Source organism: Azospirillum soli, assembly GCF_017876165.1.
Taxonomy (GTDB): domain Bacteria; phylum Pseudomonadota; class Alphaproteobacteria; order Azospirillales; family Azospirillaceae; genus Azospirillum; species Azospirillum soli.
Map to the genome: position 1 here is coordinate 166,641 of NZ_JAGINQ010000014.1, position 23,921 is coordinate 190,561.

The following is a 23,921-nucleotide window of genomic DNA, read 5'->3' on the forward strand; positions in this document are numbered from 1 at the left end:
GCGCTCCGTCAGAGAATCCAGGGAAGGCTGAGACCGGCGTGGGTGAGAACCTCATTGCCGCCGCGCCAGATCATGTCGAGCGCCACGTAGGTGATGATCGCCAGACCGAACCAGCCGATCCAGCGGTGCTTGTGCAGCACGTGCGCGATCATGTTGGCCGCGGCACCCATCAGCACGACCGACAGCAGCAGGCCGATGACCAGGATGGTCGGGTGCTCCTTCGCGGCACCGGCCACCGCCAGCACGTTGTCGAGCGACATGGACACGTCGGCCACGATGATCTGCCAGATGGCCGCGCCGAAGCTCTTGGCGTGGGCCGGATCGGGGGAGTCGGCGCCGGCCAGCGCCTCGTCGGGGGCCACCTCGTCCTCGCCGTGGGAACGCAGTTCGCGGAACATCTTCCAGCAGACCCACAGCAGCAGCACGCCGCCGGCCAGCGTCAGGCCGATGATGGCGAGAAGCTGCGTGGTGATCAGCGCGAAGAAGATGCGCAGCGCGATGGCCGCCCCGATGCCCCAGAAGATGACCTTGCGGCGCATCGCCAGCGGCACGGCCGCCGCCGCCATGCCGACCACGATGGCGTTGTCGCCGGCCAGCACGAGGTCGATGGCGATGACCTGTCCCAGCGCCGCGAGCTGCGACCAGAGATCCATGCTCTCCATAATCCTGTCCGTCCTTGAACTCAAACCGTCGAATGGCTGGAGGAATGGGGCGTGCCGGCCGCCTCGGCGTTGCGCTGGCGACGGCGCAGCAGCATCGGTCCGACCACCAGCAGCACGGCAATGCCCAGCAGCGCCGCCGAAATCGGGTGGGTGATGAAGACGGTCGCGTCACCCTGGCTGATGGCCAGCGCGCGGCGGAACTGCTGCTCCGCCAGGGGACCGAGGATCAGGCCGACGACGCAGGGCGCCACCGGCACGTTCAGCACGCGCATGCCGAAGCCGAGCAGACCGATGACCCACAGGATGACCAGATCGACCACGTTGTTGTTCAGCGTGTAGGCGCCGAGGCTGGAGAACACCAGGATGCCGGCGTACAGCCACGGGCGCGGGATCAGCAGCAGCTTCACCCAGAATCCCACCAGCGGCAGGTTCAGCACCAGCAGCAGCACGTTGCCGACGTAGAGGCTGGCGATCATGCCCCAGACCAGCTCCGGGTTGCTGTCGAACAGCGTCGGGCCGGGCTGCAACCCGTACTGCTGGAAGGCGGCCAGCATGATGGCGGCGGTGGCCGAGGTCGGCAGGCCCAGCGACAGCAGCGGGGCCAGCACGCCGGCAGCCGACGCGTTGTTCGCGGCCTCCGGCCCGGCGACGGCCTCGATGGCGCCCTTGCCGAACTCCTCCGGCTTTTTGGCGAGGCGCTTTTCGATCAGGTAGGACAGGAAGGTCGGGATCTCGCTGCCGCCGGCCGGCAGGGCGCCGATAGGGAAGCCCAGGAACGTGCCGCGCAGCCATGGCTTCCAGGAGCGCGACCAGTCCTCCCGGCTCATCCACTTGGAGCCCTTCAGCGCGTAGATCTCTTCCGTCTCGAACCGGTGGCGGGAGGCGACGTAGAGCGTCTCGCCAACCGCGAACAGACCGACCGCGACGACCACGGTGTCGATGCCGTCCAGCAGCTCCGGCACGCCGAAGGCAAGCCGCGCCTGCCCCGTTTGCAGGTCGATGCCGACGAGGCCCAGCGCAAGGCCGATGAACAGGCTGGCCAGACCGCGCGCCAGCGAATTGCCCAGCACGGCGGTCACCGTGGTCAGCGCCAGCACCATCAGAGCGAAATACTCGGCCGGGCCGAACAGCAGGGCCAGCTTGACCATCAGCGGCGCCACGAAGGTCAGCGCGGCGGTGCCGATGGTGCCGGCGATGAAGGAACCGATGGCGGCGGTCGCCAGCGCCTGTGCGCCGCGCCCCTGCCGCGCCATGGCGTGGCCGTCGATGGCGGTGACGATGCTGCCGGACTCGCCCGGCGCGTTCAGCAGGATCGAGGTGGTCGAGCCGCCGTACATGGCGCCGTAATAGATGCCGGCGAACATGATGAAGGCCGAGGTCGGCTCCAGCCCGTAGGTGACCGGCAGCAGCAGCGCCACGGTCAGCGCCGGGCCGATGCCGGGAAGCACGCCGACGGCGGTGCCGACCGTGACTCCGATCGCCGAGAACAGCAGGTTGTAGGGCGTGAGCGCCACGAGGAAGCCGTGGCCGAGAGCGGCGAGGGTGTCCATGGACGTATCGCTTTCCGTGTGTTCGGCGGGCCACTATTCGGCCGGGGCGAACAGATCGAGGATGCTGCCGGCCGGCAGGTTGAGGCCGAGCCCGTAGTTGAAGACCACGAAGGTCAGCCCGGCCAGCGCCAGACCGAACAGCGCGTCCACCCACAGGCGCCGGCTGCCGAAGGCGCGGGACACGGCCATGAACAGCAGCGTCGCGGCGGGGATCCAGCCGAGAAACTCCAGCACGAGGAATTCCACGACGAGGCCGGCGGCGACGAGGAAGACCGCCATGCCGTCCATCTCCAGCCCCTCGGCGTGGGCGATCGCGCCGGCAAAGGCTTCGCGCAGGATCGCCAGACCGACCAGCGTCAGACCGCCCGCGATCAGATAGGGAAACAGGGCGGGACCAACGACCGACCGCCCGACTGTGGGCGTTATGAAGGTCTCGAAAGCGATCAACCCGCCCAGCGCGACCAGCCCGCCGCCAAGCACCGCCTCGCCGATGCGCAAACTCCGACCCGTGGTCATCGGGTGTCCTCCCTGATGTTTTGGCTCCCCCTCTCCCATCCCCGATGGGAGAGGGGGAGGGAGTTTTTGGTTACTTCACCAACCCGATGTCCTTCAGGGTGCCTTCGATGCGGGCGCGCTCTTCCTTCAGGAAGGCGGCGAACTGCTCGGGCGGCTGGTAGAGGTCGATCCAGTCGCGCTGCTTCAGCAGCTGCTTCCACTGGTCGCTGGCGACGGTCTTGGCAACGGCCTCCTCAAGCTCCTTGCGCTCGGCCGGCTTCAGGTTGGCCGGGGCGAAGACGGCTCGCCAGTTCGCGAACTCAAGGTCTACGCCCTGCTCCTTCAGGGTCGGCGTGTCGGTGCCCGGCAGACGTTGCGGCGCGGACACCGCGATGGCGCGCAGCTTGCCGGCCTGGAACTGAGGGGCGAACTCGTTGTAGCCGCCCATACCCAGCGTGACATGCCCGCCGAGCGCGGAGGCCAGAAGTTCGCCGCCGCCGGCCGTGGCGACGTAGTTGACCTTGGTCGGATCGACGCCGACCGCCTTGGCGATCAGGCCGGCCAGAATCTGGTCGCTGCCGCCGGCCGAACCGCCGCCCCAGCTGACCGAACCGGGGTCGGCCTTGAACTTCTTGATGAGGTCGTCGAACGTCTTGATGGGCGAATCCGTCGGCACGACGATGGCCGTGTATTCACCGGTCAGCCGCGCCAGCGGAGCCACCTGATCCAGCGTCACCGGCGATTTGTTGGTGACGATGGCGCCCAGCATGATCTGGCCGCCGACGAGGATCGCCGGGTTGCGCTTCTTGGCGGTGGCGAACTGCGCCAGACCGATGGTGCCGCCCGCGCCGGGAATGTTGGTGACCTGAACGCCGGACGCCAGCTTCTGGTCCTGCATGACCTGCTGGAGGGCGCGGGCGTGCTGGTCCCAACCACCGCCGGGGCTGGCCGGGGCGATGATCTCCAGCCCCTTCAACTCGGCCAGCGCGGGCGTGGCGAACAGGGCGGCGGAGGCGATGCCGGCGGCGGCGAGCAGCCCCTTCAAGGCGCCAGACTTGCGGGTGGACATGACGTTTCGCTCCATGGGTTTTGTTCTTGGAAGTTTTGTGCCTGGATGAGGCGCGGCTCTCCCCGGCCCGGCGGCGTCGGAGCGGCCGGTGTGGTCGAGCGTAAACGGTCGAGTTCGACGTGGTTGAGTTCGGGCCGCCGGGCAGTGCCTAGACAGGCGCGCTGCCGGCGGTGGGCCTTTCCCTTGCGGGTGCGGGCTCGCCGTGAATGGCGTTCATTGGCTTCTCCCTTTAAGCCGTCGTTTTTTGCTGGACGGTTATTGGCGGCCTGAAGGCCCCATCCTTAGCCCCACCACGATAACAGGCAAACCTGTCGGGAAGCTGTCGCGAGAGAGGAAGGGTCGCGGGAAAAAGGGTGGAAGGAACACCCGCCACCTCTTTCCGGGCCTTATTTCACGAGGCCGAGTTCGGTGAGGACGCCTTCGATGCGGGCGCGCTCGTCCTTCAGGAAGGCGGCGAAGCGGTCGGACGGCAGGTAGAGGTTGATCCAGCCGCGTTCCTTGGCGATCTGCTGCCACTCGTCGGACGCGACGGCGGTGCCGACCGCCTCGTCGAGAGCCTGCTTCTCGGCAGGCTTCAGGTTGGGCGGGGCCATGACGGCGCGCCAGTTCACCAGTTCCACGTCCACGCCCTGTTCCTTGAAGGTGGGAATGTCCACGCCGGGCAGGCGCTGGGACGAAGAAATGGCGATGGCGCGCAGCTTTCCGGCCTGAAGCTGGGAGGCGAACTCGTTGTAGCCGCCGGTCGCCACGGTGATGTGACCGCCGAGGACGGAAGCCATCATCTCGCCGCCGGCGCCCGCCGCGATGTAGTTCATCTTGGACACATCGCCGCCGATGGCCTTCACGATCAGGCCGTAGAGGATGTGATCCGGGCTGCCGACCGCGAAGCCGCCCCAGGACACCGAGCCGGGATCGGCCTTGAACTTCCTGACCAGATCGTCCAGCGACTTGATGGGCGAGTCCGCCGAAACGACGATGGGCTGATACTCGCCGGTCAGGCGGGCGAGCGGAGTAACCTGATCGAGCGACACCGGCGACTTGTTGATGAGCACCGCACCGACCATGCCGAGGCCGCTGATCATCAGGCCGGGGTTGCGCTTCTTGGCGGTGGCGAACTGCGCAAGGCCGATGGTGCCACCGGCGCCGGGGATGTTGATGACCTGCACGTTGGACGCCAGCCCCTTGTTCTGCAGAACCTGCTGAAGCGCGCGGGCGTGCTGGTCGTAGCCGCCGCCGGCGTTGGCGGGGGCGATGATCTCGATGCCCTTGATCTCGGCCAGCGCCGGAGTTGCGAGAAACGTCGCGACGCCGAGCGACATCACCGCAAGAAGAGACGTGAACGGATTCCGGCTGACGGCAGCCATGGTGTTTCCTCCGATGCGTTTTTGTTCGTAGCCTCCATGGTAGCCGCTGAAACTGTCATGGACCTGTCGTGACGGATGAAAGCCGCTCACCCGAAGACGAGGCTTACTCGTTTGTCAGCGCACCGGCACGCGCCCGACAGTGGAGGCATTCCGCAACGACAACCGGAGCCACTCCATGTCAAACCCCGTGCTGTGCGAGATCGCCGACGGCATCGCCACCCTGACCCTCAACCGCCCGGAAAAGCTGAACGCCATCAACTACGCCATGATCGACGCCCTGCTCGGCTGGCTGGACCGGCTGGAGACCGACGAGAGCGTCGGCGCCGTGATCCTGACCGGGGCGGGGGGGCGGGCCTTTTCGGCCGGCGCCGACATCACGGAATTTTCCCAAAGCGTGCGCCGGGGGACGGCGGTCGCGGTGCGCGACTTCGTCCGGCGCGGGCAGGCCATGACCATGCGGATGGAAGCCTTTCCGAAGCCCATCATCGCCGCCGTCAACGGCCTCGCCTTCGGCGGCGGCTGTGAGGTAGCAGAGGCGGTGCATCTGGCCGTCGCCAGCGACCGCGCCCTGTTCGCCAAGCCGGAAATCAAGCTGGGCATGCCCCCGACCTTCGGCGGTACGCAACGCCTGTCGCGGCTGGCCGGGCGCAAGCGGGCGCTGGAATGGCTGTTGACCGGCGACAGCTTTTCACCCGCCAAGGCGCTGGAGATGGGGCTGGTCAACCAAGTGGTGCCGCATGAGGCGCTGATGCCGGTGGCCCGCGACCTTGCTGGACGGATCCTGCGCCACTCGCCGCTGACCGTGGCCGGCGTCATCACCTCGGTCTGCCGGGGGCTGAACATGACCATCGGCGAAGGCTTGCAGATGGAAAGCGAGCAGTTCGCCCGTCTCGTCCCCACCACCGACCTGCGCGAAGGGCTCGACGCCTGGATCGAACGCCGCACACCGGCCTTCGCCGGGAGCTGAGGCGGCCCGCACCAGTTGCGCCGACCCGGACGCCACGGTACAGCTGCCTTGACCCAACGCGAGGCGGATAACCGGGGAGAGGGCGGATGGACGGCGGGCACAGGGTGAGCCTGGGCGAGGCGATCCGGGTCTGGGCGCGGATCGCCGCGCTCAGCTTCGGCGGCCCGGCAGGCCAGATCGCCATGATGCACCGCATCCTGGTGGACGAGAAACGCTGGATCGGCGAGGAGCGGTTCCTGCACGCGCTGAACTACTGCATGCTGCTGCCGGGTCCGGAGGCGCAACAGCTGGCCGTCTACATCGGCTGGCTGATGCACCGGACGCTGGGCGGGCTGATCGCCGGCATCCTGTTCGTCCTGCCGGGCGTCGTCGCCATCATGGCGCTGAGCTGGGTTTATGCCCTGCTCGGCAATGTCGGCATCGTGCAGGGGCTGTTCTTCGGGCTGAAGGCGGCGGTTCTCGCCATCGTGCTGGAAGCGGTGGTGCGCGTCGGCCGGCGGGCGCTGAAGAACCGGGTGATGCTCGGTCTGTCGGCCGCCGCCTTCCTGGCGATCTTCGCCTTCAACGTGCCGTTTCCGCTGATCGTGCTGGGGGCCGGGCTGATCGGCTTTGCCGGCGGGCGGATGGGGCATTGGGCCTTCGTGAACGGGGGCGGCCATGGGGCGGCGGGTGGCAAGCTGCTGGCCGACGCCGACAGCCTGCTCGGTGAGCACACCCCGGCCCACGCCCGCCCGCCGCTTGGCTGGTCGCTGAAGGTCGGGGCGATTTGTCTGACGCTGTGGTTCGGGCCGATGCTGGCGCTGCTGCTGGCGCTGGGGCCGGCGAACGTGTTCAGCGAGATCGCGGTCTTCTTCTCCAAGATGGCGGTGGTCACCTTCGGCGGCGCCTATGCGGTGCTGGCCTATGTGGCACAGCGGGCGGTGGAGACCTACGGCTGGCTTCAACCCGGCGAGATGCTGGACGGGCTGGGCATGGCCGAGACGACGCCGGGACCGCTGATCATGGTGGTGCAGTTCGTCGGCTTCATGGGCGCCTTCCGGGAACCGGGCGCGCTGTCGCCGCTGCTGGCCGGCACGCTGGGCGGGCTGCTGACCACCTGGGTAACCTTCGTGCCGTGCTTCCTATGGATTTTCCTCGGCGCCCCCTTCGTGGAAGCGCTGCGCGGCAACCGGGCGCTGGGCGGGGCGCTGTCGGCGATCACGGCGGCGGTGGTCGGCGTGATCCTGAATCTGGCGATCTGGTTCGCGCTGCACACCCTGTTCGGGCAGCTGGCGCCGGTGCGCATCGCGGGGGCCACGCTGGACCTGCCGGTGCCGAGCAGCCTGAACCTGCCGTCGCTGATCCTCACGGTGGGCGCTGTGCTGGCGGTGTTCCGTTTCAAAGTCGGCGTGGTGCCGACGCTCGGCGCCTGCGCGCTGGCCGGCATGGCGTGGCATCTGGCGGGCGGGGTGTAGGCCCGCCCGCCATGCCGTCTCATGAAGCCGCCTTTATGATGCTGAGGAGGGCGCGCGGCGCAGGTTGCCGGGCAGCAGCTTGACCAGCGTCGCGCGGCCGGCCGGGCCGATGCCCGGGCCGAAGATCGCCGCCACGAGGAAGGCGAGGGTCAGCAGCACCTTCTCCGCCGTCATTCTGGGATCGACCTCCGTCCCGAACAGGTACCAGCCCGCCGCGTAGGCAACCGCCGCCGGGGCGAGAATCCAGCCGATGCGCGCGGCGTTCAGCGGAATCTCGTCGCGGCAGAGGCGGCGGCGCACCGTTTCCGTCACCACGATCTGGAAGACCTCCCGCCCCAGGTTGGCGAGTGCGGCGCCGAGCAGCCCCCAGCGCCACACCAGCACCACCGCCAGCGCCGTGCCGACCGCCAGGCTGGCGGCGGAAATCCAGGGCAGCACGCCGACCCTCTTGGCCTTCAGGATCGCCACTTCGGAGTTCATGCGCACGCCGTGCAGCACATAGGCCAGCACCAGGAAGGGCATGCAGGACAGAACCGGCGTGTAGTCGTCCGACGCGATCAGCCACAGGATCTCCGGCGCGGTCAGGGCCAGCCCCAGACCCGCCCCGGTCAGCAGCACGACAAACAGGTGGAAGACGAAGTCCGCCTGTTCGTGATCCACCGCCGCATGCTGCGACTCCAGCCGGCTGACCGACCATATTTGCAGGAAGGACGCGGTCAGGAACATGTAGAGGATCTGCGACAGCCGCATGCCGAAGGCGAACAGGCCGACCGCCGCCGTGGACAGCAGGATGTTCAGCAGCCAGCGCGAGACGAAGTTGTTGGCGATGTCCAGCAGCGACTGCGGCGCGTAGGGCATCCCCAGCAACGCCACCCGCTTCAGCACCGGCCAGGAGAAGGACACGCCCGTCTGCTTGAGGATCGCCACCATCAGCAGCAGCGCCAGCAGGGCGAAGGAGGCGCCATTGGCCAGGAAGATGCCGGCGACGCCGAGGTTCAGCGCCCACAGGAACAGCAGGTTGAAACCCAGCAGCGCGACCACCTTCGCCAGCGACACAGCCAAACACAGGCCCGACCGCTTCTGCACCCGGTAATAGGCCAGCGCCAGTTCGAACAGGGTGGTCAGCGCGACGCTGCCCAGCGCCACGGCCATCACCGCCGCGTGGTCGGGGGTGCCGAACATCGCCCAGCTCGCCCCGACGCCCGCCGGGTAGGCCAGCGCGAACATCGCCACAGACGACGCGATCAGCGCCAGCAGGCAGGTGCTGACCACCCGCCGCCGGCCATCCTCGTCGGCGTGTTCGAAATAGACGGCGGTGAAGGCGTTGTTCATGCCGATCATCAGCATGACGGCCAGCAGATCGCTGACCACCACGACCAGCGCGTAGACGCCGAACTCGGCCGGCGCCAGCAGCTTCGTGTACAGCGGCAACAGCAGAAGGCCGGCGGCCCGATTGACCACGTTGGCCAGCATGAACATCCAGCCGTGCTTGAGAATCGTCGCTGCTTCTGACGCCATCTGGCACTCCGAAAGGACGCCGCGATCATACGACGTCGTATTTTTCCAAATTGCTCAAACAAAAGGCAGAGCATCGACCGATACGGGACAATGGCCGGCGGCCGAACATTGCCGAAAGGATTGGGACCGGACCGGCGTGTGTCAATTTCGCGTTGGCGTCACACCCCTCTTCTTCGGTCGTAGCCGCGCCGATTTATGACGCATGCGAAACGGCCGGCGCGCCAAGGCGGCGTCGGCATCCCGGAAAGGGTGTAAAGCAACCGTCCGCGGTTCAACGGTGCGTTGGAGCGCGCCCCTCGTCCGGAATCGTTCGCAGGCCACCGGAAGGGATAAACCGCCACCGCCGCCGGGACGGAACCGATGGGTGGGTGGCGGCGGAGCGCCGATGGGGTTGCGAAACTCCCCACCATCGGAGGGGCCGCACCCCACCCTCTACCACCAATTCGCGGGTAGGTGCCGCGGCTTCAGTGGTGGGGAACAAAAGCCCGCCTATCCGAAGCGATTGTCACGGTTGAGATCATCCACCTTCCGCATTCTCTTGAATATTCGCTAGCGAGGTCCTTTCGAAGGCCAAGTGGTATCGCCGACGTCGAAACGAACCACCTGTGATTTGTTGATAAGCGCCAGCCTTTACCCTAATTCGTCCACAACAACAGACGGCACTGCTTTCCGACCGCATTAGAGACACATGCGAGCATTCATGAACCGGCCGGAATACAGGACTGCAAAAAATCAAAGCTGATGAGAGGGCCGAATCCCACACGGCGCCGCGCGCCGGGTGCAGAGACGGTTGACATTCCATTCGAACATAATGGGACCTGCGATGAGCAAACTGGACCCTGAAGCGGTCATTGGTCTGGCCCCGGCGAAGAAGACGGCGCTGCCGTCGCTGGCCCCCGGCCTCCTGCTGGCTCTGTCCGATGGTTTCGTCCTGACGCTGCTCGGCTGGGCTCTCCTCCAGCTGTTCGCGCACGACCCGCTGTCGGCGGAAGCGGACCTGTCGCAACGCGCGCTGGTCACCGGCCTGATGCTGGTGCCGCTGGTCAAGTCGGTCTTCGGAATCTACGCCCTCGGCCGCTTCGATTACCTGGAGCGGACCCGCCGCACCTTCCAGGCGGCCCTGCTGTGCGGCGCGGTGCTGGCAGTGCCCTTCGTGGTCATGGACGGCTTCCGCTCCTTCTTCGTGGAGGCGGTGTCGGTCGCCATACTGGGCTTCGTCGCGACCTACGCCGCCGACCTGCTGCTGGTGCACGGCCTGATGGCGAGCGCCTTGAACTGGCGCACGCCGGTGGTGATCGTCGGCGCCGGCCCGCAGGGTGCGGCCATCGCGGAGAAATTGCAGCGCCTGCCCTGGCTCGGCATGCGTCCGGTGTGCTTCTTCGACGACGACGACAGCCTGTGGCAGACCCGCGTGGCGAACCTGCCGGTGGTCGGCCCGACCGATCTGCTGTCCACCTCCCCCGCTTACGCCCAGCAGGCCCAGGCCGCCATCGTCGCCGACATCGGCCGGCACGGCGCGGAGCTGACCGAGCTGGTCAAGAAGCTGCCCTTCCGCCAGGTCTACTGCCTGCTGGGCGAGGGCAACGTCAGCGCCGTGGACGCCACCTATCACAACCTGCACGGCTCGCTGGCGCTGCGCGTCTCGATCCGTCCGCCGGTCAGCTACCTGCGCATCCGCCGGGCGCTGGACGTGGTGCTGTCCGCCATGCTGCTGATCGCTGTGGCGCCGCTGATGCTGGCCATCGCCGTGGCGATCAAGCTGGACAGCCCCGGCCCGGTCCTGTTCCGCCAGCAGCGCTGGGCCGGCGGCAAGCAGACCTTCGACCTGCTGAAGTTCCGGTCCATGCACATCAACGCGGAGGAGCATCTGCAGCGCCTGCTGGAGAGCGACCCGCAGATGCGCGAAGAGTACATGACCTACCACAAGCTGACGGTCGATCCGCGCATCACCCCGCTCGGCCGCTTCCTGCGCAAGACCAGCCTGGACGAGCTGCCGCAGCTGTGGAACATCCTGATGGGCGACATGAGCCTGATCGGCCCGCGCGCCTACATGCCGAAGGAACTGCCGGAGGTCGGCGCGTCGGCCGACGTGATCGGTACGGTCCGTCCGGGCCTGACCGGCTACTGGCAGGTGTCGGGGCGCCACCGCACCACCTTCCAGGAACGCGTCGCGATGGACGTCTTCTACGTCCGCAACTGCGGCCTGCTGTTCGACTTCTACATCCTCTGCAAGACCGCGCTGATCGTCCTGCGGGGCGAGGGCTCCTGAGGTCTGCGCAAAAGCCCCTCTCCCGGTTCCGCCGGGAGAGGGGCTTTTTGTTTTTGCACGATGCTGCGGCGCAAAAAGCGCTCGGCCCGAAGGGAGAGCCCGGCAAGCCGGGGCTACCCCGATGGGGTGGCGCCTCCTTCGGTTCTAATGCGTCCGCTCGGCTACTCGGCGGGGGCTCGGGGAGGCATCTTCAAATCACGCGGCACGGCGCGCCTTACGGGCGGGCCATGCCGTTTCAGCCCTTTTCACCGGGACGGCGGCCCTTATGAAAGTCCTCGAAGTTCTGGAAAAGAGCATCACCGTCTTCTGCATCATGTCGTTCGGCGGCTCGATGCTGCCGGCGCTGCTGACCGGCGGCGACCCCGCCAACCCCGATGCACCCGGCGCGTTGATGTATTTCATGGCCGTCTACGTGCTGATCCTGGCGTTGATCACATCGCGGCCTAGTCTGGCGCTGCGCATCCCGACGGCCAGTCCGGCGCTGTCGATGATCGTGGTGCTGACCTTCCTGTCCGCCATCTGGTCGCTGTACCCGGATGCCACGCTGCGACGGTCGGTGGCCTTCCTGTTCACCACCCTCTTCGGCTTGTATCTGGCGTTGCGGTACACGTTCCCGGAAATCATCCGGATGATCGCGACGGCGTTGTCGATCCTGCTGGTGATGTCCTACGTCGTGGTCTTCGCGGTGCCCTCGATCGGCCTGGACGCCCACATGCACGTCGGCGCCTGGAAGGGCATCTTCTGGCAGAAGAACGTCACCGGCCGCATGATGGTCTGGCTGGTCCTGTGCCTGCTGTGGCTCGACTGGATGCGCGAGGGCAAGCGGTGGCTGGTCCGCTCGCTGCTGCTGGGCGCGCTGCTGCTGATCGTGATGAGCCGGTCGGGCACGGGTCTGGTCACCTCGATCCTGGTCGCCAGCGTCCTGTTCGTCACCAGCTTCGTGCGCGGCGACATCCGCCGCTTCGCGCCGGGCATGGCCTTCATCGGCGCGGTCGCGGTGATCGCCGCGATCGGCGGCGCCACCTTCTGGCACGACATCCTCTACATGCTGGGCCGCGACCCGACCCTGACCGGCCGCACGGTGCTGTGGGAACACACGCTGCATTCGATCCAGGACCGTTTCCTGCTCGGCTACGGCTACGGCGCCTACTGGTTCGGCGCCTACGGTCCGGGATCCATGTTCATCCACGGCTGGGGCATCGACTCCGCCCACAACGGCTGGATCGAGGTGTGGCTGGATCTCGGCCTGCCCGGCGTCATCCTGATCGCCATGATCCTCGGCCGCATACTGATCCAGGGTTTCTTCGCCAACCGCTACGCGGCGAACCGGGGCGAGCCCGCCTGGATCTTCACGCTGGGCTGCGCGTTTTTGCTGATCTCGATCTCCGAAAGCGTGTTCATGGAGCGCCACTCGCTGAACTGGATCGTGCTGGTGATCGCGGTGACGCGCCTTGTCCAGCGCAGCCGCATGCTGCGCCTGCACGCCCGCCACATGAAGGCCCAGGCGCACGCACAGATGCAGGCCCAGGCGCCGCATCCGGTCTTCGCCAGCGCGAGCCGGGCACCTTGATTACCGAACCCCGCATTTCCGCCCAATTCCCGTCGCGACAGAAGGCATTGTCATGACGTCCTCGCAAGAGATGGTCACAGTCGTCATCCCGACGCGCAACCGGCCCGACATGGTGATGCGGGCGGTGCAGAGCGCGTTGGCGCAAACCCACAAGGCCCTGGAGGTGATCGTCGTCATCGACGGCCCCGACCCGGCCACGTCGGCGCATCTCGCCGGCGTCACCGATCCCCGGCTGACGGTGATCGCGCTGGAGCAGAACCGCGGCGCCGCCGGAGCCCGCAACCTTGGCGTGGAGCGCGCCAAGGGCGATTGGATCGCCTTCCTCGACGACGACGACGAGTGGATGGACGAGAAGATCGCCATCCAGATGGCCGCCCGCCCGGCTGGCGTGCGCTACCCGATCATGAGCTGCCGCTGCAAGGTGGTGACCGCGCGCGGCGACTTCGCCTGGCCGCGCCGGCTGGCCGGCCCGCGCGACGCCATCGGCGACTACCTCTTCGTCCGGCGCGGCCTGTTCAAGGGCGAGACCTTCGCGCCGACCACCACGCTGCTGGCGCCCAAGGCTTTGCTGCTGCGCAACCCGATTCCGAAGTCGCCCTTTGACGACTGGGAATGGCTGATCACCTGCGGCCGGGTCGAGGGCTGCGCCCTGATCACCGTGCCGGAGGTTCTGGCCGTCCACTACACCGAAAACAACCGCGTCACCCTGTCCACCTGCCACAACATCGACCTGGCGCTGAACTGGGCGGAGTCGATGCGCCCGCTGCTGTCCCCGCGCGCCTACGCCAGCCTGCTGCTGCAGGCGACCGGCGGCGAGCAGGCGGCGCGGACCCCGGCGGTGCGCCGGCGCATCCTGGCTTCCGCCATGCGGGACGGGGCGCCGACCCCGGTCGCGCTGGCCACCTTCCTGATGCACTCGCTGATGCCCGTCGGGCTGCGGCGCCGGCTGCGTCAGGCCATCTTCTCCGCTCCCGGTGCCGCTTGAGGAAATGGGGTCCATGACGAAGAATCGATCCCGGACCTGTGTCGTCTTCGCGACGCCTGGCGCCCTCGACGGCGGCGGCGGCATCGGGCGGATGACCGGATACATCGTCGATCAGTTCAGCACCTCGCCCACCGCGCCCGACACCATCGTGCTGGACACGCGGGGCAGCGGCAGCGTGCTGATGTCGCCCTTCTACCTGACCGGCACGCTGGCGCGGCTGGCCGCGCTGCTGCTGCGCGGAAAGGCGTCGATCGTCCACATCAACGTGTCGGAGCACGGAAGCTTCTGGCGCAAGGCGGTGGTGCAGGTGCTGGCCGACCTGTTCTCCTGCCCGACCGTGGTGCATCTGCACGGCGCCACCTTCGTGGAGTATTTCCACAAGAGCGCCCTGTCCCGCTTCATCTGCCGCTGGCTGTTCAACCATTGCGAGGTCGCCGTCGTGCTGGGCGAGAGCTGGCGCGACTTCCTGGTGCAGACGGTCGGCACCGATCCGCACAAGATCCGCGTCCTCTACAACGCCGTGCCGGACATCGGCGCCGACCTGCCCGTCCGCGAGGCGCCGCCCACCGGGGCGGTCGTGTCGCTGCTGGTGCTCGCCAACCTGTCGGAGCGCAAGGGCATCGGCACCATGCTGCGCGCCTGCCGGCTGCTGAAGCAGAAGGGCTTCCGCTTCCGCGTCACCATCGGCGGCGGCGGCGACGTCGAGGGCTACCGCGAGCTGGCGCAATCGCTGGGCGTGGACGAGGAGTGCAGCTTCCTCGGCTGGGTGTCGCGCGAACAGGCGCACGGCTTCATCCGCTCGCACGACATGCTGCTTCTGCCCTCGACCCACGAAGGGCTGCCGATGGTGATCCTGGAGGCGCTGTCGGCCGGCCTGCCGGTGGTGACCACGCCGGTCGGCTCCATCCCCGAGGTTCTGACCGACCGGGAGACCGCCCGCATCATCCCGGTCAACGACGCCGAGGCCCTGGCCGAGGCGGTCACCGACCTCGCCCAGCATCCGGCGCTGTACACACGCCTGTCGGAGGAAGGGCGGCGCCTGTTCCTGGAGAAGTTCGTCATCGAGGCCTACGGGCGCAGCCTTCAGGAACTCTACGTCGAACTGGACCGTCCCCGCGCGGCTCGGCGGGCGCGTCCGGCGCATGTCTCCGAACCGCCCGCCGCGGCCGTCAAGCCGTCGCTCACTCGCGCCAGCCGCCAATAGAAAGACCAGGAGAAGACATGATCTACATCGTCTCGCCAGGCGGCACCCGCGAGAAGGGAGGCATGGGGCGGATCGTGGACAACTTCACGACCGACCTGCGGCAGAACAGCCCTGACGTCCAGTTCCAGGTGATCGACACCTACGGTCCCAACGCCAGATTCTTCCTGATGCCCTTCTATTTCCTGGCCGCCGTGCTGCGGCTGGGCGTCTGCTTCGCCGGTGGCAAGGCCCAGCTGGTGCACATCCACATGGCCGAATACGGCAGCGTGCTGCGCAAGGGCATCCTGATCGCGCTGGCCTCGCTGTTCCGGGTGCCGGTCATCCTGCACCTGCACGGCGGACGCTTCCCCAAGCACTACGCCGACGCCCACCCCTTCTCGCGCTGGGCGATCCGCAAGATGATCGCGCGGACCAGCGAGATCGTGGTGCTGGGCGAATACTGGCGCGGCTGGGTGATGGAGACCTTCGGCGATTCCGCCCGCCGGGTGACGCTGCTGCACAACGCCGTGCCGGGTCCGGACGCGCTGCCCACGCGCATCGATGCCGGGCCGGTGCGCCTGCTGTTCCTCGGCCGCCTGATCAAGCTGAAGGGCATCGACGTGCTGCTCGACGCGCTGGCGTCGGAGACCTGCCGCTCCAAGCCCTGGCAGCTGACCATCGCCGGCGACGGCGACCTGGAAACCTACCGTGCCCAGGCCAAGGCGCTGGGCATCGCCGACCGCGTCCGCTTCACCGGCTGGCTCGACCAGGACGGCTGCCGGCGGGAGCTGGTGCAGGCCCAGGTTCTGGTCCAGCCCTCCATGTTCGAGGGGCTGCCCATGTCGGTGCTGGAGGCCATGGCGCACGGGCTGACCATCGTCGCCACCCCGGTCGGCAGCGTCGGCGACGCCATCGCCGAAGGCGAGACCGGCCTGCTGGTTCCGCCGGGCGACCGCGAGGCGCTGGCCACGGCACTGGCCCGCGTGATCGACGCGCCGGACCTGCGCCGGCAGTTGGGTGCCGGAGCCCGCGCCCGCTTCCAGCGGCAGTTCGACATCGCCGTCTACCGCGAGCGGATCATCGAGATCTACCGGCGCAACGCCCGCGTCTGGCAGGCCGAGGCGGCGCCCCCGGCGGCGGCCCATTCCGCCACGGGCGGCGCCTCCATCGGAGCGCGCAGCGCGCGGTCGGGCTGAACCCCGTCCACGCCACCGCCTGAACGTCAGCCGGCTCCACAATGGCCGAACACGAAAAGGGATCGTTCGATCATGAAGCAAGCCTTAGCCGCAGGGATCGTGCGATGGACGGGATTCGGCGCGCTTCAGCGCTTTCTGTTCGCACGCCGGGGCGTCAGCATCGTCGTCTACCACGACCCCGATCCGGACATCCTGCGCCAGCATCTCGCCTGGTATACCGAGCGCTACAGCTTCACCACCCTGGACGCGGTCGCCGACGCCATGGAGACGGGCCGCTGGGGCGATCTGCCGCCCTACCCGCTGGTGATCACCCTGGACGACGGGCACAAGAACAACGCCAAGCTTGAGCCTCTGTTCCGCGAGTTCGGCGTCCGCCCGACCATCTACCTGTGCAGCCGCATCGTCGGCACCACCCGCCCCTACTGGTGGAAGACCCCGGCGGCCGACCGCATCGGCACCGAGACGCTGAAGCGCGTATCCGACCCGGAGCGGCGGCGGCGCCTTGCCGAGGCCGGCAACGACCCGGACCGGGAGGCCGGCACGCGCCAGTCCCTGACCTGGGACGAGGTGCACCGGATGGCGAAGACCTTCGACTATGGCGCTCACACGCGCACGCACCCGATCCTTCTGCAATGCGACGAACGCCGCTGCACCGACGAGATCGTGTTCTGCAAGACCGAGCTGGAGGAGGCCACCGGCCTGCCCTGCCGCCACTTCGCCTTCCCCAACGGCGACTTCAGCGAGCGGGAGGTGGAGCTGATCCGCCGCGCTGGTTACCGCACCGCGCGGACCATCGAACCCGGCTGGAACAGCGCAAAGACCGACCCGCTGCGCCTGAAGGCCGTGCCCATCACCGACGATGCCTCGGTCGCCTGGATGTCGGTGCAGGTCACGGGAATCCCGGCCTGGCTGCGCAAGCTGAAGGGCGGTTCCGGCGTGAAGCCGGTGGCCGACGTCCCCGGGCAGCCGATCCCGGCGTGAAAGCTTATTCCGACACTCTACGACCTTTGGCGAAAGTCATGCCGCCAAAGTCAATATAAGCCTCCCGGGAATGTCACAACACCCCTGAGTGATTAGCCAATGACTTCAAGAACGAACCGTCCTTTGCTCTCTCGAAAACGCTTCAATTCAATGCAATAAAGAGTAACAGGCACAGCGGCGCTGCCGGACGCCACACGAAAGACCGGAACGATCAACGCTCAAGTCTTTCGAACCGGGCAAAACAGCGTTGAGAAAAAGTGCGTTCTTACGGAGTAACGCGGCGGAGAGCCGGAGCCCATCCGTCCCGACCTGCCGGTCTTGGAACGACGTTCAAACCCACAGGAGTTGCCAGCGACATGCGGACCGCCATCACCACCGAGACGACCCTGAGCGCCCCCGTCCTGCAGGAGATCCGCACCTTCATCGTGGAGAACTTCCTTCTGGGGAACGACTCCGGCTTCGACAACACGGAGTCCCTGCTGGAATCGGGGATCATCGACTCCACCGGCATCATGCACGTCGTCGCCTTCCTGGAAGAGCGCTTCGGCATCGTCGTGGAGGACGAAGACATGGTGGCCGACAACCTGGAGTCGGTCGCCCGCATCTCCAACTACGTCGAGCGCAAGCAGGCCCTGAAGGACGCGGCCTGAGCGGGACGATTAGGACACGGGGGGCACGTCATGGCGCACTTGGTGCATCAGTTCCTCAGCGAAACCGCCGCCCGCCGGCGGGATCACACCGCGCTGGTCGCGGGTGAGGCCAGCGTCACCTTCGCCGAGCTGGACCGCGACAGCGACGCCGTCGCCCGCGCGCTCCAGTCCGCCGGGGTGGGGCGCGGCGACCGCGTGGCGGTGATGCTGGAGAACTCCATCGAGTATGTGACCGGCCTGTTCGGCGCGCTGAAGGCCGGCGCCGTGTACGTCCCCGTGAACCCGTCCACCAAGGCCGACAAGCTGGCCTACATCCTGACCGACGCCGACGTGCGGGCGCTGATCGCGCCCGCCGCGCTGGCCCGGCAGGTGGTGCCGGCGGTCGGCGAGGCGCCCCATCTCGTCACCGTGTTGTGGGTTGGACCCGCCGTGCCGGCTGGGGCCGGCGGGCTCTCCTACACCGACGTGATTTCGGCCCCGCACCGCGCGCCGACCAACCCCGGCCTGATCGATCAGGACCTGGCCGCCATCCTCTACACCTCCGGCACCACCGGGCGCCCCAAGGGCGTGATGCTGAGCCATGGCAACATGGTGAACACGACCTGGTCGATATCGACCTATCTGGAGAACACGCCCGACGACGTGGTCATGTGCGTGCTGCCGCTGACCTTCGGGTACGGGCTGTCGCAGGTGCTGACCGGCGCGCGGGTGGGCTTCACGGTCGTGCTGGAACGCTCCTTCGCCTTCCCGGTGGAGACGCTGGGCCGCATGGTGAAGCACCGCATCACCGGCCTGCCGGGCGTGCCGACCTTCTTTTCCACTCTGCTGGGGCTGGAGGCGCTGAAGTCCGCCGACCTCTCGTCCCTGCGCTATCTGACCAACGCGGCGGCCCCGCTGCCGACCGCCCACATCAACCGCCTGCGCGAGCAGTTCCCCAACGCCGCCTTCTATTCGATGTACGGCATGACGGAGTGCTGCACCCGCATCTGCTATCTCGACCCCAGGGATCTGGGCACCAAAACCGCCTCGGTCGGCCGGGCCATCCCGAACTGCGAGGCCTATGTGGTGGACGAGTTGGGCCACCGCGCCGCCCCCGGCGTGGTCGGTGAGCTGGTGGTGCGCGGCGCCAACGTGATGCGCGGCTACTGGAACCGTCCGGAGGAGACCGCCAAGCGTCTGCGCACCGGCCCGCTGGGCGAAACGCTGCTCTACACCGGCGACCTCTTCTCCATGGACGCCGACGGTTACCTGTACTTCGTCAGCCGCAAGGACGACGTCTTCAAGTGCCGTGGCGAGAAGGTCAGCCCGAAGGAGGTCGAAAATGCCCTCTACGAGCTGGAGGCCATCGCCGAGGCCGCCGTGGTCGGCGTGCCCGACCCCGCCGACGGCATGGCGGTGAAGGCCTACATCGTGCCGCGCGCCGGGGCGACCCTGTCCGAAGCGCAGGTGCGCCAGCACTGCCGCGGCCGGCTGGAAAGCCATCTGGTTCCGAAGTTCGTCGAGATCCGCGACGAGCTGCCCAAGACGGAAACCGGAAAGATCAAGCGCGCCGTGCTGGCCGAGATCGCCTAGGCCGACGTCGCCTGATTTTTCCCGTCCCAAGGCCCCCTTCACAGGAGAGCTTTCGCATGTGTGGTGTCGCCGGTGTCCTCGCCGGGCCGCGCGCCGAAGCGCCCGATCTGGACGAGTTGAAGCGCATGATCGCCATGATCGGGCATCGCGGCCCGGACGGCTATGGCTTCTACCGTGACGACCGGATCGGGCTGGCGCATGCGCGCTTGAGCATCGTCGGTCTGGCCGGCGGCTTCCAGCCGATCCACAACGAGGAGCGGACGCTCTGGATCTCCTTCAACGGCGAGATCTTCAACCATGTCGAACTGCGGCGCGACCTGGAAGCGCGCGGCCACCGCTTCTACACCCAGACCGACACCGAGATCATCGTCCACGCCTTCGAGGAATACGGCACCGCCACCTGGGCCAAGCTGAACGGCCAGTTCGCCATTGCACTGTGGGACGCGGCGAAGCGGGAGCTGTGGCTGGTCCGCGACCGGCTGGGCATCCTGCCGCTGTTCTACGCCCGCGGCGGCGACCATCTGGCCTTCGCGTCGGAGGTCAAGGCCCTGTTCGGCGGCGGCCGGATCGAGCCGCGCTTCGACGCCGCGCGCCTCGCCCAGGTCTTCACGCACTGGAGCGTCACCCCGCACGGCAGCGTCTTCGCCGGTGTGCACAGCGTTCCGCCCGCCACCGCCATCCGCATCGACGCCGACCTGCGCCTGCACGAGGACCGCTATTGGCAGCCGGACATGGCCGGCGACCCGGTCCTGGCGAACATCTCGCTGGACGAGGCGGCAGACCGGCTTGAGGAAAAGCTGCTGGACGCCATCCGCCTGCGGCTGCGCGCCGACGTGCCGGTCGGCGTCTACATCAGCGGCGGCCTGGACAGCTCGGTCATCGCGGCGCTGGCGACCAAGCTCGACACCACGCGGATGCACAGCTTCGGCGTGCGCTTCGCCGACCAGGCCTTCGACGAGACCCCGCAGCAGCGCCTCGTCGCCGGCCATGTCGGGACCGAGCATCACGACATCCTCTGCGGCGCCCGCGACATCCAGGACGCGCTGCCCGACGTGATCTGGCACGGCGAGGCCCCGCTGGTCCGCACCGCCCCCGCCCCGCTGTTCCTGCTCTCCCGCCTCGTGCGCGACAGCGGTATCCGCGTCGTTCTGTCCGGCGAGGGTGCGGACGAGTGGCTGGCCGGCTACGACATCTTCAAGGAGGACAAGGTCCGCCGCTTCTGGGCGCGGCAGCCGAACTCGATGGCCCGGCCGAAGCTGCTGGCCCGCATCCACCCCTTCGCCGCTGTCAACGGCCAGAAGGACAGCCCGCTGTGGCAGGCCTTCTGGAAGCGCGGGATGATGGAGACGGACGACCCGTTCTACGCCCACCGCACCCGCTGGACCAACACCGCCTGGACGCAGCGTCTGCTCGCCCCCGACGTTCGCGCCACCGCCAACGCCGAGGTGTTCGAGGCCGCCGTCGCCGCCCATCTGCCGGCCGGCTGGTCGCGCTGGTCGCCGCTGGCCCGGACCCAGTGGACGGAGATCGCCGCCTTCATGTCCCCCTATCTGCTGACCAGCCAGGGCGACCGCGTCGCCATGGCCAACAGCATCGAGGTCCGCTACCCGTTCCTCGATCCGGAGGTGGACGATCTCTGCTCCGCCCTGCCGGACCGGGTGAAGATGCTGGGCTTGCGCGACAAGCTGGCGCTGCGCCGCCTTGCCGCGCGCCTGCTGCCGGAGGAGATCTTCCACCGGCCGAAGCGCCCCTACCGCGCGCCGATGACGACCGCGCTGTTCGGCGCGGAGGCCCCCGCCTACGTCCGCGACCTGCTGTCGGAGGAGGCGCTGAACCGTTACGGCCTCGTCGATGCCGGCGCCGTCGGCGCGCTGGCCGCCAAGGCCCACCGAAGCGAGGGCCGCATGGCCGGCGAGCGCGAGGAAATGGCGCTGGTCGGCGTGCTGACCCTGCAAATGCTCGCCCGCAACACCCTCGATGAATTGCCAAGCCGTGCCCAAGCGGCCCGCGTCACGCTGGGGTCCGCCCCCATCCACATTCTTGAAGACCATACGACCAAGTGAACGTGCAACAACCGCGAACCGGGATACCTCACGCCATGCTGAACGCTCTCCACCCGTTCGACGCCAACGCTCTTTCGCTCGACTGCGCGGCCGCCGCGCGGGAGATCGAACAGTCCATTCAGCGCATCGTGGCGCATGACCTGAAGCGCCAGGGCGTCGTCCTCGGCGTGTCCGGCGGCATCGACAGTTCGGTCTGCGCGGCGCTCGCCGTGCGGGCCCTGGGTCCGGACCGCGTGCTGGCCATCCTGATGCCGGAAAAGGAATCCTCCGACGACAGCACCCGGCGCGGCCGCCTGCTGTGCGAGAGCCTGGGCATCGAACCGATCATGGAGAACATCACGGCACCGCTGACCGCGCTCGGCTGCTACGACCGGCGCGACACGGCGATCCGCCGTCTGTTCCCCGAATACGGGCCGGGCTGGAAGCAGAAGATCGGGCTGGCCGCCGGCCTGCTCGACGCCGACCGCGTCAACTACTTCACCATGACCGTGGAATCGCCGGAGGGCGAGCGGCAGTCCAGCCGCATGCCGGTGGACGTCTACCTCGCCGTGGTCGCGGCCACCAACCTGAAGCAGCGCATCCGCAAGACGGTCGAATACACCCACGCCGACCGGCTGAACTACGCCGTGCTCGGCACGCCGAACCGGCTGGAGTATGAGCTGGGCTTCTTCGTGCGCGGCGGCGACGGTCTGGCCGACCTGAAGCCGATCGCCCACCTCTACAAGTCCCAGGTCTACCAGATGGCGGCCTACCTCGGCCTGCCGGAGGACATCCAGAACCAGGCGCCGAGCACCGACACCTACACCCTGCCGCAGTCGCAGGAGGAGTTCTACTACGCCCTCCCCTACGACAAGCTGGACCTGGCGCTGTGCGCCCACGGGCGCGGCGTGCCAGAGGACGAGGCGGCCCAGGCGCTGAACCTGTCGGCCGAGCAGGTCCGCCGCGTCTACAAGGACATCGTGCTGAAGCGGCGCACCTCGGGGCGCATCCTGCGTCACGCCGCGCTGGTGCAGCCGGTCGAGGTCGACGGGAGCGACGCATGACCGTCATGGCCTGGACGCAGCGGGGAGTCGGACGGTACGAGCCGTGCGACCGCCCCGCGCTGGAGGCCTTCCAACGGGACAACTTCGGCGCGGACTCGATCCAGCTGTCGGAAGACCATTTCCGATGGCTGTTCGAGGAACCGCCGGAGCGGGATCCCGAGGGGATGCAGCTGTGGGTCTGCAAGCGCAACGGTGGGATTGTCGGCCAGCAGGCCGGCATTCCCTTCGCGCTGAAGACCGGCGACCACATCCGCCGGGCCTCCTGGGCGATCGACCTGATGGTCGCCCCGGAATGGCGGCTGCGCGGCGTCGGCCCTGGCCTGTCGGAGACCCACGCGGCCGCCAGCGAAGCGACCGTCTCCCTGTCCATGACCGACGCCGCCTACAAGTCCTACAAGCGCGCCGGCTGGCTGGACTTGGGCAATGTCCCGACCTTCCTGCGCGTGCTGGATCCGCCGCGCTGCCTGCGCGTCAGCCCCTACGACGGCGGGCTCGCCCGCATCGTCGCGCGGCTGGGGCAGCCGGCGATGGCCACGGCCTCGCTCGGCTACTACGCGGCGGCCCGCGCCGCCGGCGGACGGCTGACCGAGGTGGACCATTTCGACCGGCGCGCCGACGAGCTGTGGGCGGCGGCCTCGCCCCAGCACACCTGCATCGCCCGGCGCGACTGGGCCTTCCTGAACTGGCGCTTCGACAGCATCCCAACGGCGCAGCGGCATCGCCGCTTCCTCGTCACCAAACGCGACACGCTGATGGCCTACATCGTGCTTCGCGTCGATCGTTGGCGGGGGGAGAGCGTCGGTGTGGTCTGCGACTATCTCGCCCGGCCGGGTTGGCTGATGCCGGCCTTCGCGCTGATGGTCGAGCAGGCCCGGCGGGAACGGATGGCCGCCCTCCTCTGCCGGACGCTGAATCATCACGCGGCGCGGCCGCTGTCGATGATGGGCTTCCTGTGCCTGAAGAACGGGTTGCGTCAGCCGACCCGCATGATGGCCCGCGTCGCCGCCGATCGGCAGGAGTTGGCACCGTTGCTCGGCGATCCGCGGAACTGGTTCGTCACCACCGCCGACAGTGACATGGGCTTCAAGGAACTGGGCGAGTAAAGCGTCGCTAGGAACGCAAAAAGGGCGTCCGCACAGCGGACGCCCTTTTTGTTTGGGATCGTGCAAGGTCGAGTTTTTGAGGATGCATTTCACGGCGCGTGAGCGGCTTACCGCTGTACGCGACGTTCGGCAGATCAAGCCGATCGAGCGATTAGTAGGGCTTAGCTTCGGGCGTTGCCGCCGGTCCACACGCCCCCTATCGACGTGATGGTCTATCACGGCTCTCA

The 23,921-nt window shown here is 67.9% G+C and carries 19 protein-coding genes and 1 rRNA gene; 13 read left to right on the forward strand and 7 right to left on the reverse strand.

The genetic code is table 11. The features are described 5' to 3' along the window. Positions 1–8: 8 nt before the first annotated feature. The 5 genes from J2852_RS21110 to J2852_RS21130 form a co-directional block, all read right to left on the reverse strand. On the reverse strand, positions 9–662 hold the full coding sequence (locus tag J2852_RS21110) for a TerC family protein (RefSeq protein WP_209879265.1): 654 nt from the start codon (positions 660–662) through the stop codon (positions 9–11). Between the two features lie 20 nt (positions 663–682). Continuing rightward, complete coding sequence (locus tag J2852_RS21115; protein ID WP_209879268.1) at positions 683–2,212, reverse strand: tripartite tricarboxylate transporter permease; 1,530 nt, start codon at positions 2,210–2,212, stop codon at positions 683–685. A 33-nt stretch (positions 2,213–2,245) separates the two neighbouring features. Next, the gene (locus J2852_RS21120; protein WP_209879271.1) at positions 2,246–2,728 is read right to left on the reverse strand and encodes a tripartite tricarboxylate transporter TctB family protein; all 483 of its coding nucleotides are present in this window, start codon (positions 2,726–2,728) and stop codon (positions 2,246–2,248) included. A gap of 70 nt (positions 2,729–2,798) precedes the next feature. Then, complete coding sequence (locus tag J2852_RS21125) at positions 2,799–3,776, reverse strand: Bug family tripartite tricarboxylate transporter substrate binding protein (RefSeq protein WP_209879274.1); 978 nt, start codon at positions 3,774–3,776, stop codon at positions 2,799–2,801. 386 nt (positions 3,777–4,162) lie between these two features. After that, positions 4,163–5,140 (reverse strand): Bug family tripartite tricarboxylate transporter substrate binding protein, encoded by a 978-nt coding sequence (locus J2852_RS21130; protein ID WP_209879277.1) that lies wholly within the window; start codon positions 5,138–5,140, stop codon positions 4,163–4,165. Positions 5,141–5,315: 175 nt separating this feature from the next. On the opposite strand from J2852_RS21130, the gene J2852_RS21135 reads away from it, so the two are divergent. Then, positions 5,316–6,107 (forward strand): crotonase/enoyl-CoA hydratase family protein, encoded by a 792-nt coding sequence (locus J2852_RS21135; protein WP_209879280.1) that lies wholly within the window; start codon positions 5,316–5,318, stop codon positions 6,105–6,107. A gap of 86 nt (positions 6,108–6,193) precedes the next feature. After that, positions 6,194–7,561: a chromate efflux transporter gene (gene chrA, locus J2852_RS21140; protein WP_209879284.1), complete on the forward strand. Its 1,368-nt coding sequence runs from the start codon at positions 6,194–6,196 to the stop codon at positions 7,559–7,561. Between the two features lie 33 nt (positions 7,562–7,594). Here the strand turns inward: chrA and J2852_RS21145 are convergent, their stop codons facing one another. After that, positions 7,595–9,079, reverse strand: coding sequence for a lipopolysaccharide biosynthesis protein (locus J2852_RS21145; RefSeq protein ID WP_209879287.1), 1,485 nt, complete (start codon positions 9,077–9,079; stop codon positions 7,595–7,597). 823 nt (positions 9,080–9,902) lie between these two features. On the opposite strand from J2852_RS21145, the gene J2852_RS21150 reads away from it, so the two are divergent. From J2852_RS21150 to J2852_RS21200, 11 genes are all read left to right on the forward strand, one after another. After that, on the forward strand, positions 9,903–11,348 hold the full coding sequence (locus tag J2852_RS21150; RefSeq protein ID WP_209879290.1) for an exopolysaccharide biosynthesis polyprenyl glycosylphosphotransferase: 1,446 nt from the start codon (positions 9,903–9,905) through the stop codon (positions 11,346–11,348). A gap of 265 nt (positions 11,349–11,613) precedes the next feature. Continuing rightward, a complete protein-coding gene (locus J2852_RS21155) occupies positions 11,614–12,918 on the forward strand; it encodes an O-antigen ligase family protein (RefSeq protein ID WP_209879293.1) in 1,305 nt (434 codons plus the stop codon). A 52-nt stretch (positions 12,919–12,970) separates the two neighbouring features. Then, on the forward strand, positions 12,971–13,903 hold the full coding sequence (locus J2852_RS21160) for a glycosyltransferase family 2 protein (protein WP_209879296.1): 933 nt from the start codon (positions 12,971–12,973) through the stop codon (positions 13,901–13,903). A gap of 13 nt (positions 13,904–13,916) precedes the next feature. Continuing rightward, complete coding sequence (locus J2852_RS21165) at positions 13,917–15,107, forward strand: glycosyltransferase family 4 protein (RefSeq protein WP_246499887.1); 1,191 nt, start codon at positions 13,917–13,919, stop codon at positions 15,105–15,107. 17 nt (positions 15,108–15,124) lie between these two features. After that, entirely contained in the window at positions 15,125–16,282 is a 1,158-nt protein-coding gene (locus tag J2852_RS21170; protein WP_209879301.1) for a glycosyltransferase family 4 protein, read from the forward strand. Positions 16,283–16,354: 72 nt separating this feature from the next. Continuing rightward, positions 16,355–17,263: a polysaccharide deacetylase family protein gene (locus J2852_RS21175; protein WP_209879304.1), complete on the forward strand. Its 909-nt coding sequence runs from the start codon at positions 16,355–16,357 to the stop codon at positions 17,261–17,263. A 356-nt stretch (positions 17,264–17,619) separates the two neighbouring features. Next, entirely contained in the window at positions 17,620–17,913 is a 294-nt protein-coding gene (locus tag J2852_RS21180; protein WP_209879307.1) for an acyl carrier protein, read from the forward strand. Between the two features lie 30 nt (positions 17,914–17,943). Beyond that, entirely contained in the window at positions 17,944–19,485 is a 1,542-nt protein-coding gene (locus J2852_RS21185; RefSeq protein WP_209879310.1) for a class I adenylate-forming enzyme family protein, read from the forward strand. A 56-nt stretch (positions 19,486–19,541) separates the two neighbouring features. After that, positions 19,542–21,548 carry an asparagine synthase (glutamine-hydrolyzing) gene (asnB, locus tag J2852_RS21190; RefSeq protein ID WP_209879312.1) on the forward strand — a complete coding sequence of 669 codons (2,007 nt, stop codon included), beginning with the start codon at positions 19,542–19,544 and terminating at the stop codon, positions 21,546–21,548. A 35-nt stretch (positions 21,549–21,583) separates the two neighbouring features. After that, the gene (gene nadE / locus J2852_RS21195; RefSeq protein ID WP_209879314.1) at positions 21,584–22,591 is read left to right on the forward strand and encodes an NAD(+) synthase; all 1,008 of its coding nucleotides are present in this window, start codon (positions 21,584–21,586) and stop codon (positions 22,589–22,591) included. After that, positions 22,588–23,694, forward strand: a complete 1,107-nt coding sequence (locus J2852_RS21200; RefSeq protein ID WP_209879316.1) for a GNAT family protein — start codon at positions 22,588–22,590, stop codon at positions 23,692–23,694. The genes nadE and J2852_RS21200 overlap by 4 nt, the downstream gene beginning before the upstream one ends. 130 nt (positions 23,695–23,824) lie before the next feature. Here the strand turns inward: J2852_RS21200 and J2852_RS21205 are convergent. Further along, positions 23,825–23,921 (reverse strand): 23S ribosomal RNA (locus J2852_RS21205); the annotation flags it as partial.

Excerpts from the sequence above, each read along its gene's own strand:
- J2852_RS21170 (WP_209879301.1), top strand. The coding sequence starts at position 15,125 with ATGATCTACATCGTCTCGCCAGGCGGCACCCGCGAGAAGGGAGGCATG.
- J2852_RS21135 (WP_209879280.1), top strand. The coding sequence starts at position 5,316 with ATGTCAAACCCCGTGCTGTGCGAGATCGCCGACGGCATCGCCACCCTG.
- J2852_RS21125 (WP_209879274.1), bottom strand. The coding sequence starts at position 3,776 with ATGTCCACCCGCAAGTCTGGCGCCTTGAAGGGGCTGCTCGCCGCCGCC.
- asnB (WP_209879312.1), top strand. The coding sequence starts at position 19,542 with ATGTGTGGTGTCGCCGGTGTCCTCGCCGGGCCGCGCGCCGAAGCGCCC.
- nadE (WP_209879314.1), top strand. The coding sequence starts at position 21,584 with ATGCTGAACGCTCTCCACCCGTTCGACGCCAACGCTCTTTCGCTCGAC.
- J2852_RS21200 (WP_209879316.1), top strand. The coding sequence starts at position 22,588 with ATGACCGTCATGGCCTGGACGCAGCGGGGAGTCGGACGGTACGAGCCG.
- J2852_RS21115 (WP_209879268.1), bottom strand. The coding sequence starts at position 2,212 with ATGGACACCCTCGCCGCTCTCGGCCACGGCTTCCTCGTGGCGCTCACG.
- J2852_RS21110 (WP_209879265.1), bottom strand. The coding sequence starts at position 662 with ATGGAGAGCATGGATCTCTGGTCGCAGCTCGCGGCGCTGGGACAGGTC.
- J2852_RS21155 (WP_209879293.1), top strand. The coding sequence starts at position 11,614 with ATGAAAGTCCTCGAAGTTCTGGAAAAGAGCATCACCGTCTTCTGCATC.
- J2852_RS21120 (WP_209879271.1), bottom strand. The coding sequence starts at position 2,728 with ATGACCACGGGTCGGAGTTTGCGCATCGGCGAGGCGGTGCTTGGCGGC.
- J2852_RS21150 (WP_209879290.1), top strand. The coding sequence starts at position 9,903 with ATGAGCAAACTGGACCCTGAAGCGGTCATTGGTCTGGCCCCGGCGAAG.
- J2852_RS21130 (WP_209879277.1), bottom strand. The coding sequence starts at position 5,140 with ATGGCTGCCGTCAGCCGGAATCCGTTCACGTCTCTTCTTGCGGTGATG.
- J2852_RS21185 (WP_209879310.1), top strand. The coding sequence starts at position 17,944 with ATGGCGCACTTGGTGCATCAGTTCCTCAGCGAAACCGCCGCCCGCCGG.
- J2852_RS21145 (WP_209879287.1), bottom strand. The coding sequence starts at position 9,079 with ATGGCGTCAGAAGCAGCGACGATTCTCAAGCACGGCTGGATGTTCATG.
- J2852_RS21165 (WP_246499887.1), top strand. The coding sequence starts at position 13,917 with ATGACGAAGAATCGATCCCGGACCTGTGTCGTCTTCGCGACGCCTGGC.
- J2852_RS21180 (WP_209879307.1), top strand. The coding sequence starts at position 17,620 with ATGCGGACCGCCATCACCACCGAGACGACCCTGAGCGCCCCCGTCCTG.
- J2852_RS21160 (WP_209879296.1), top strand. The coding sequence starts at position 12,971 with ATGACGTCCTCGCAAGAGATGGTCACAGTCGTCATCCCGACGCGCAAC.
- J2852_RS21175 (WP_209879304.1), top strand. The coding sequence starts at position 16,355 with ATGAAGCAAGCCTTAGCCGCAGGGATCGTGCGATGGACGGGATTCGGC.
- chrA (WP_209879284.1), top strand. The coding sequence starts at position 6,194 with ATGGACGGCGGGCACAGGGTGAGCCTGGGCGAGGCGATCCGGGTCTGG.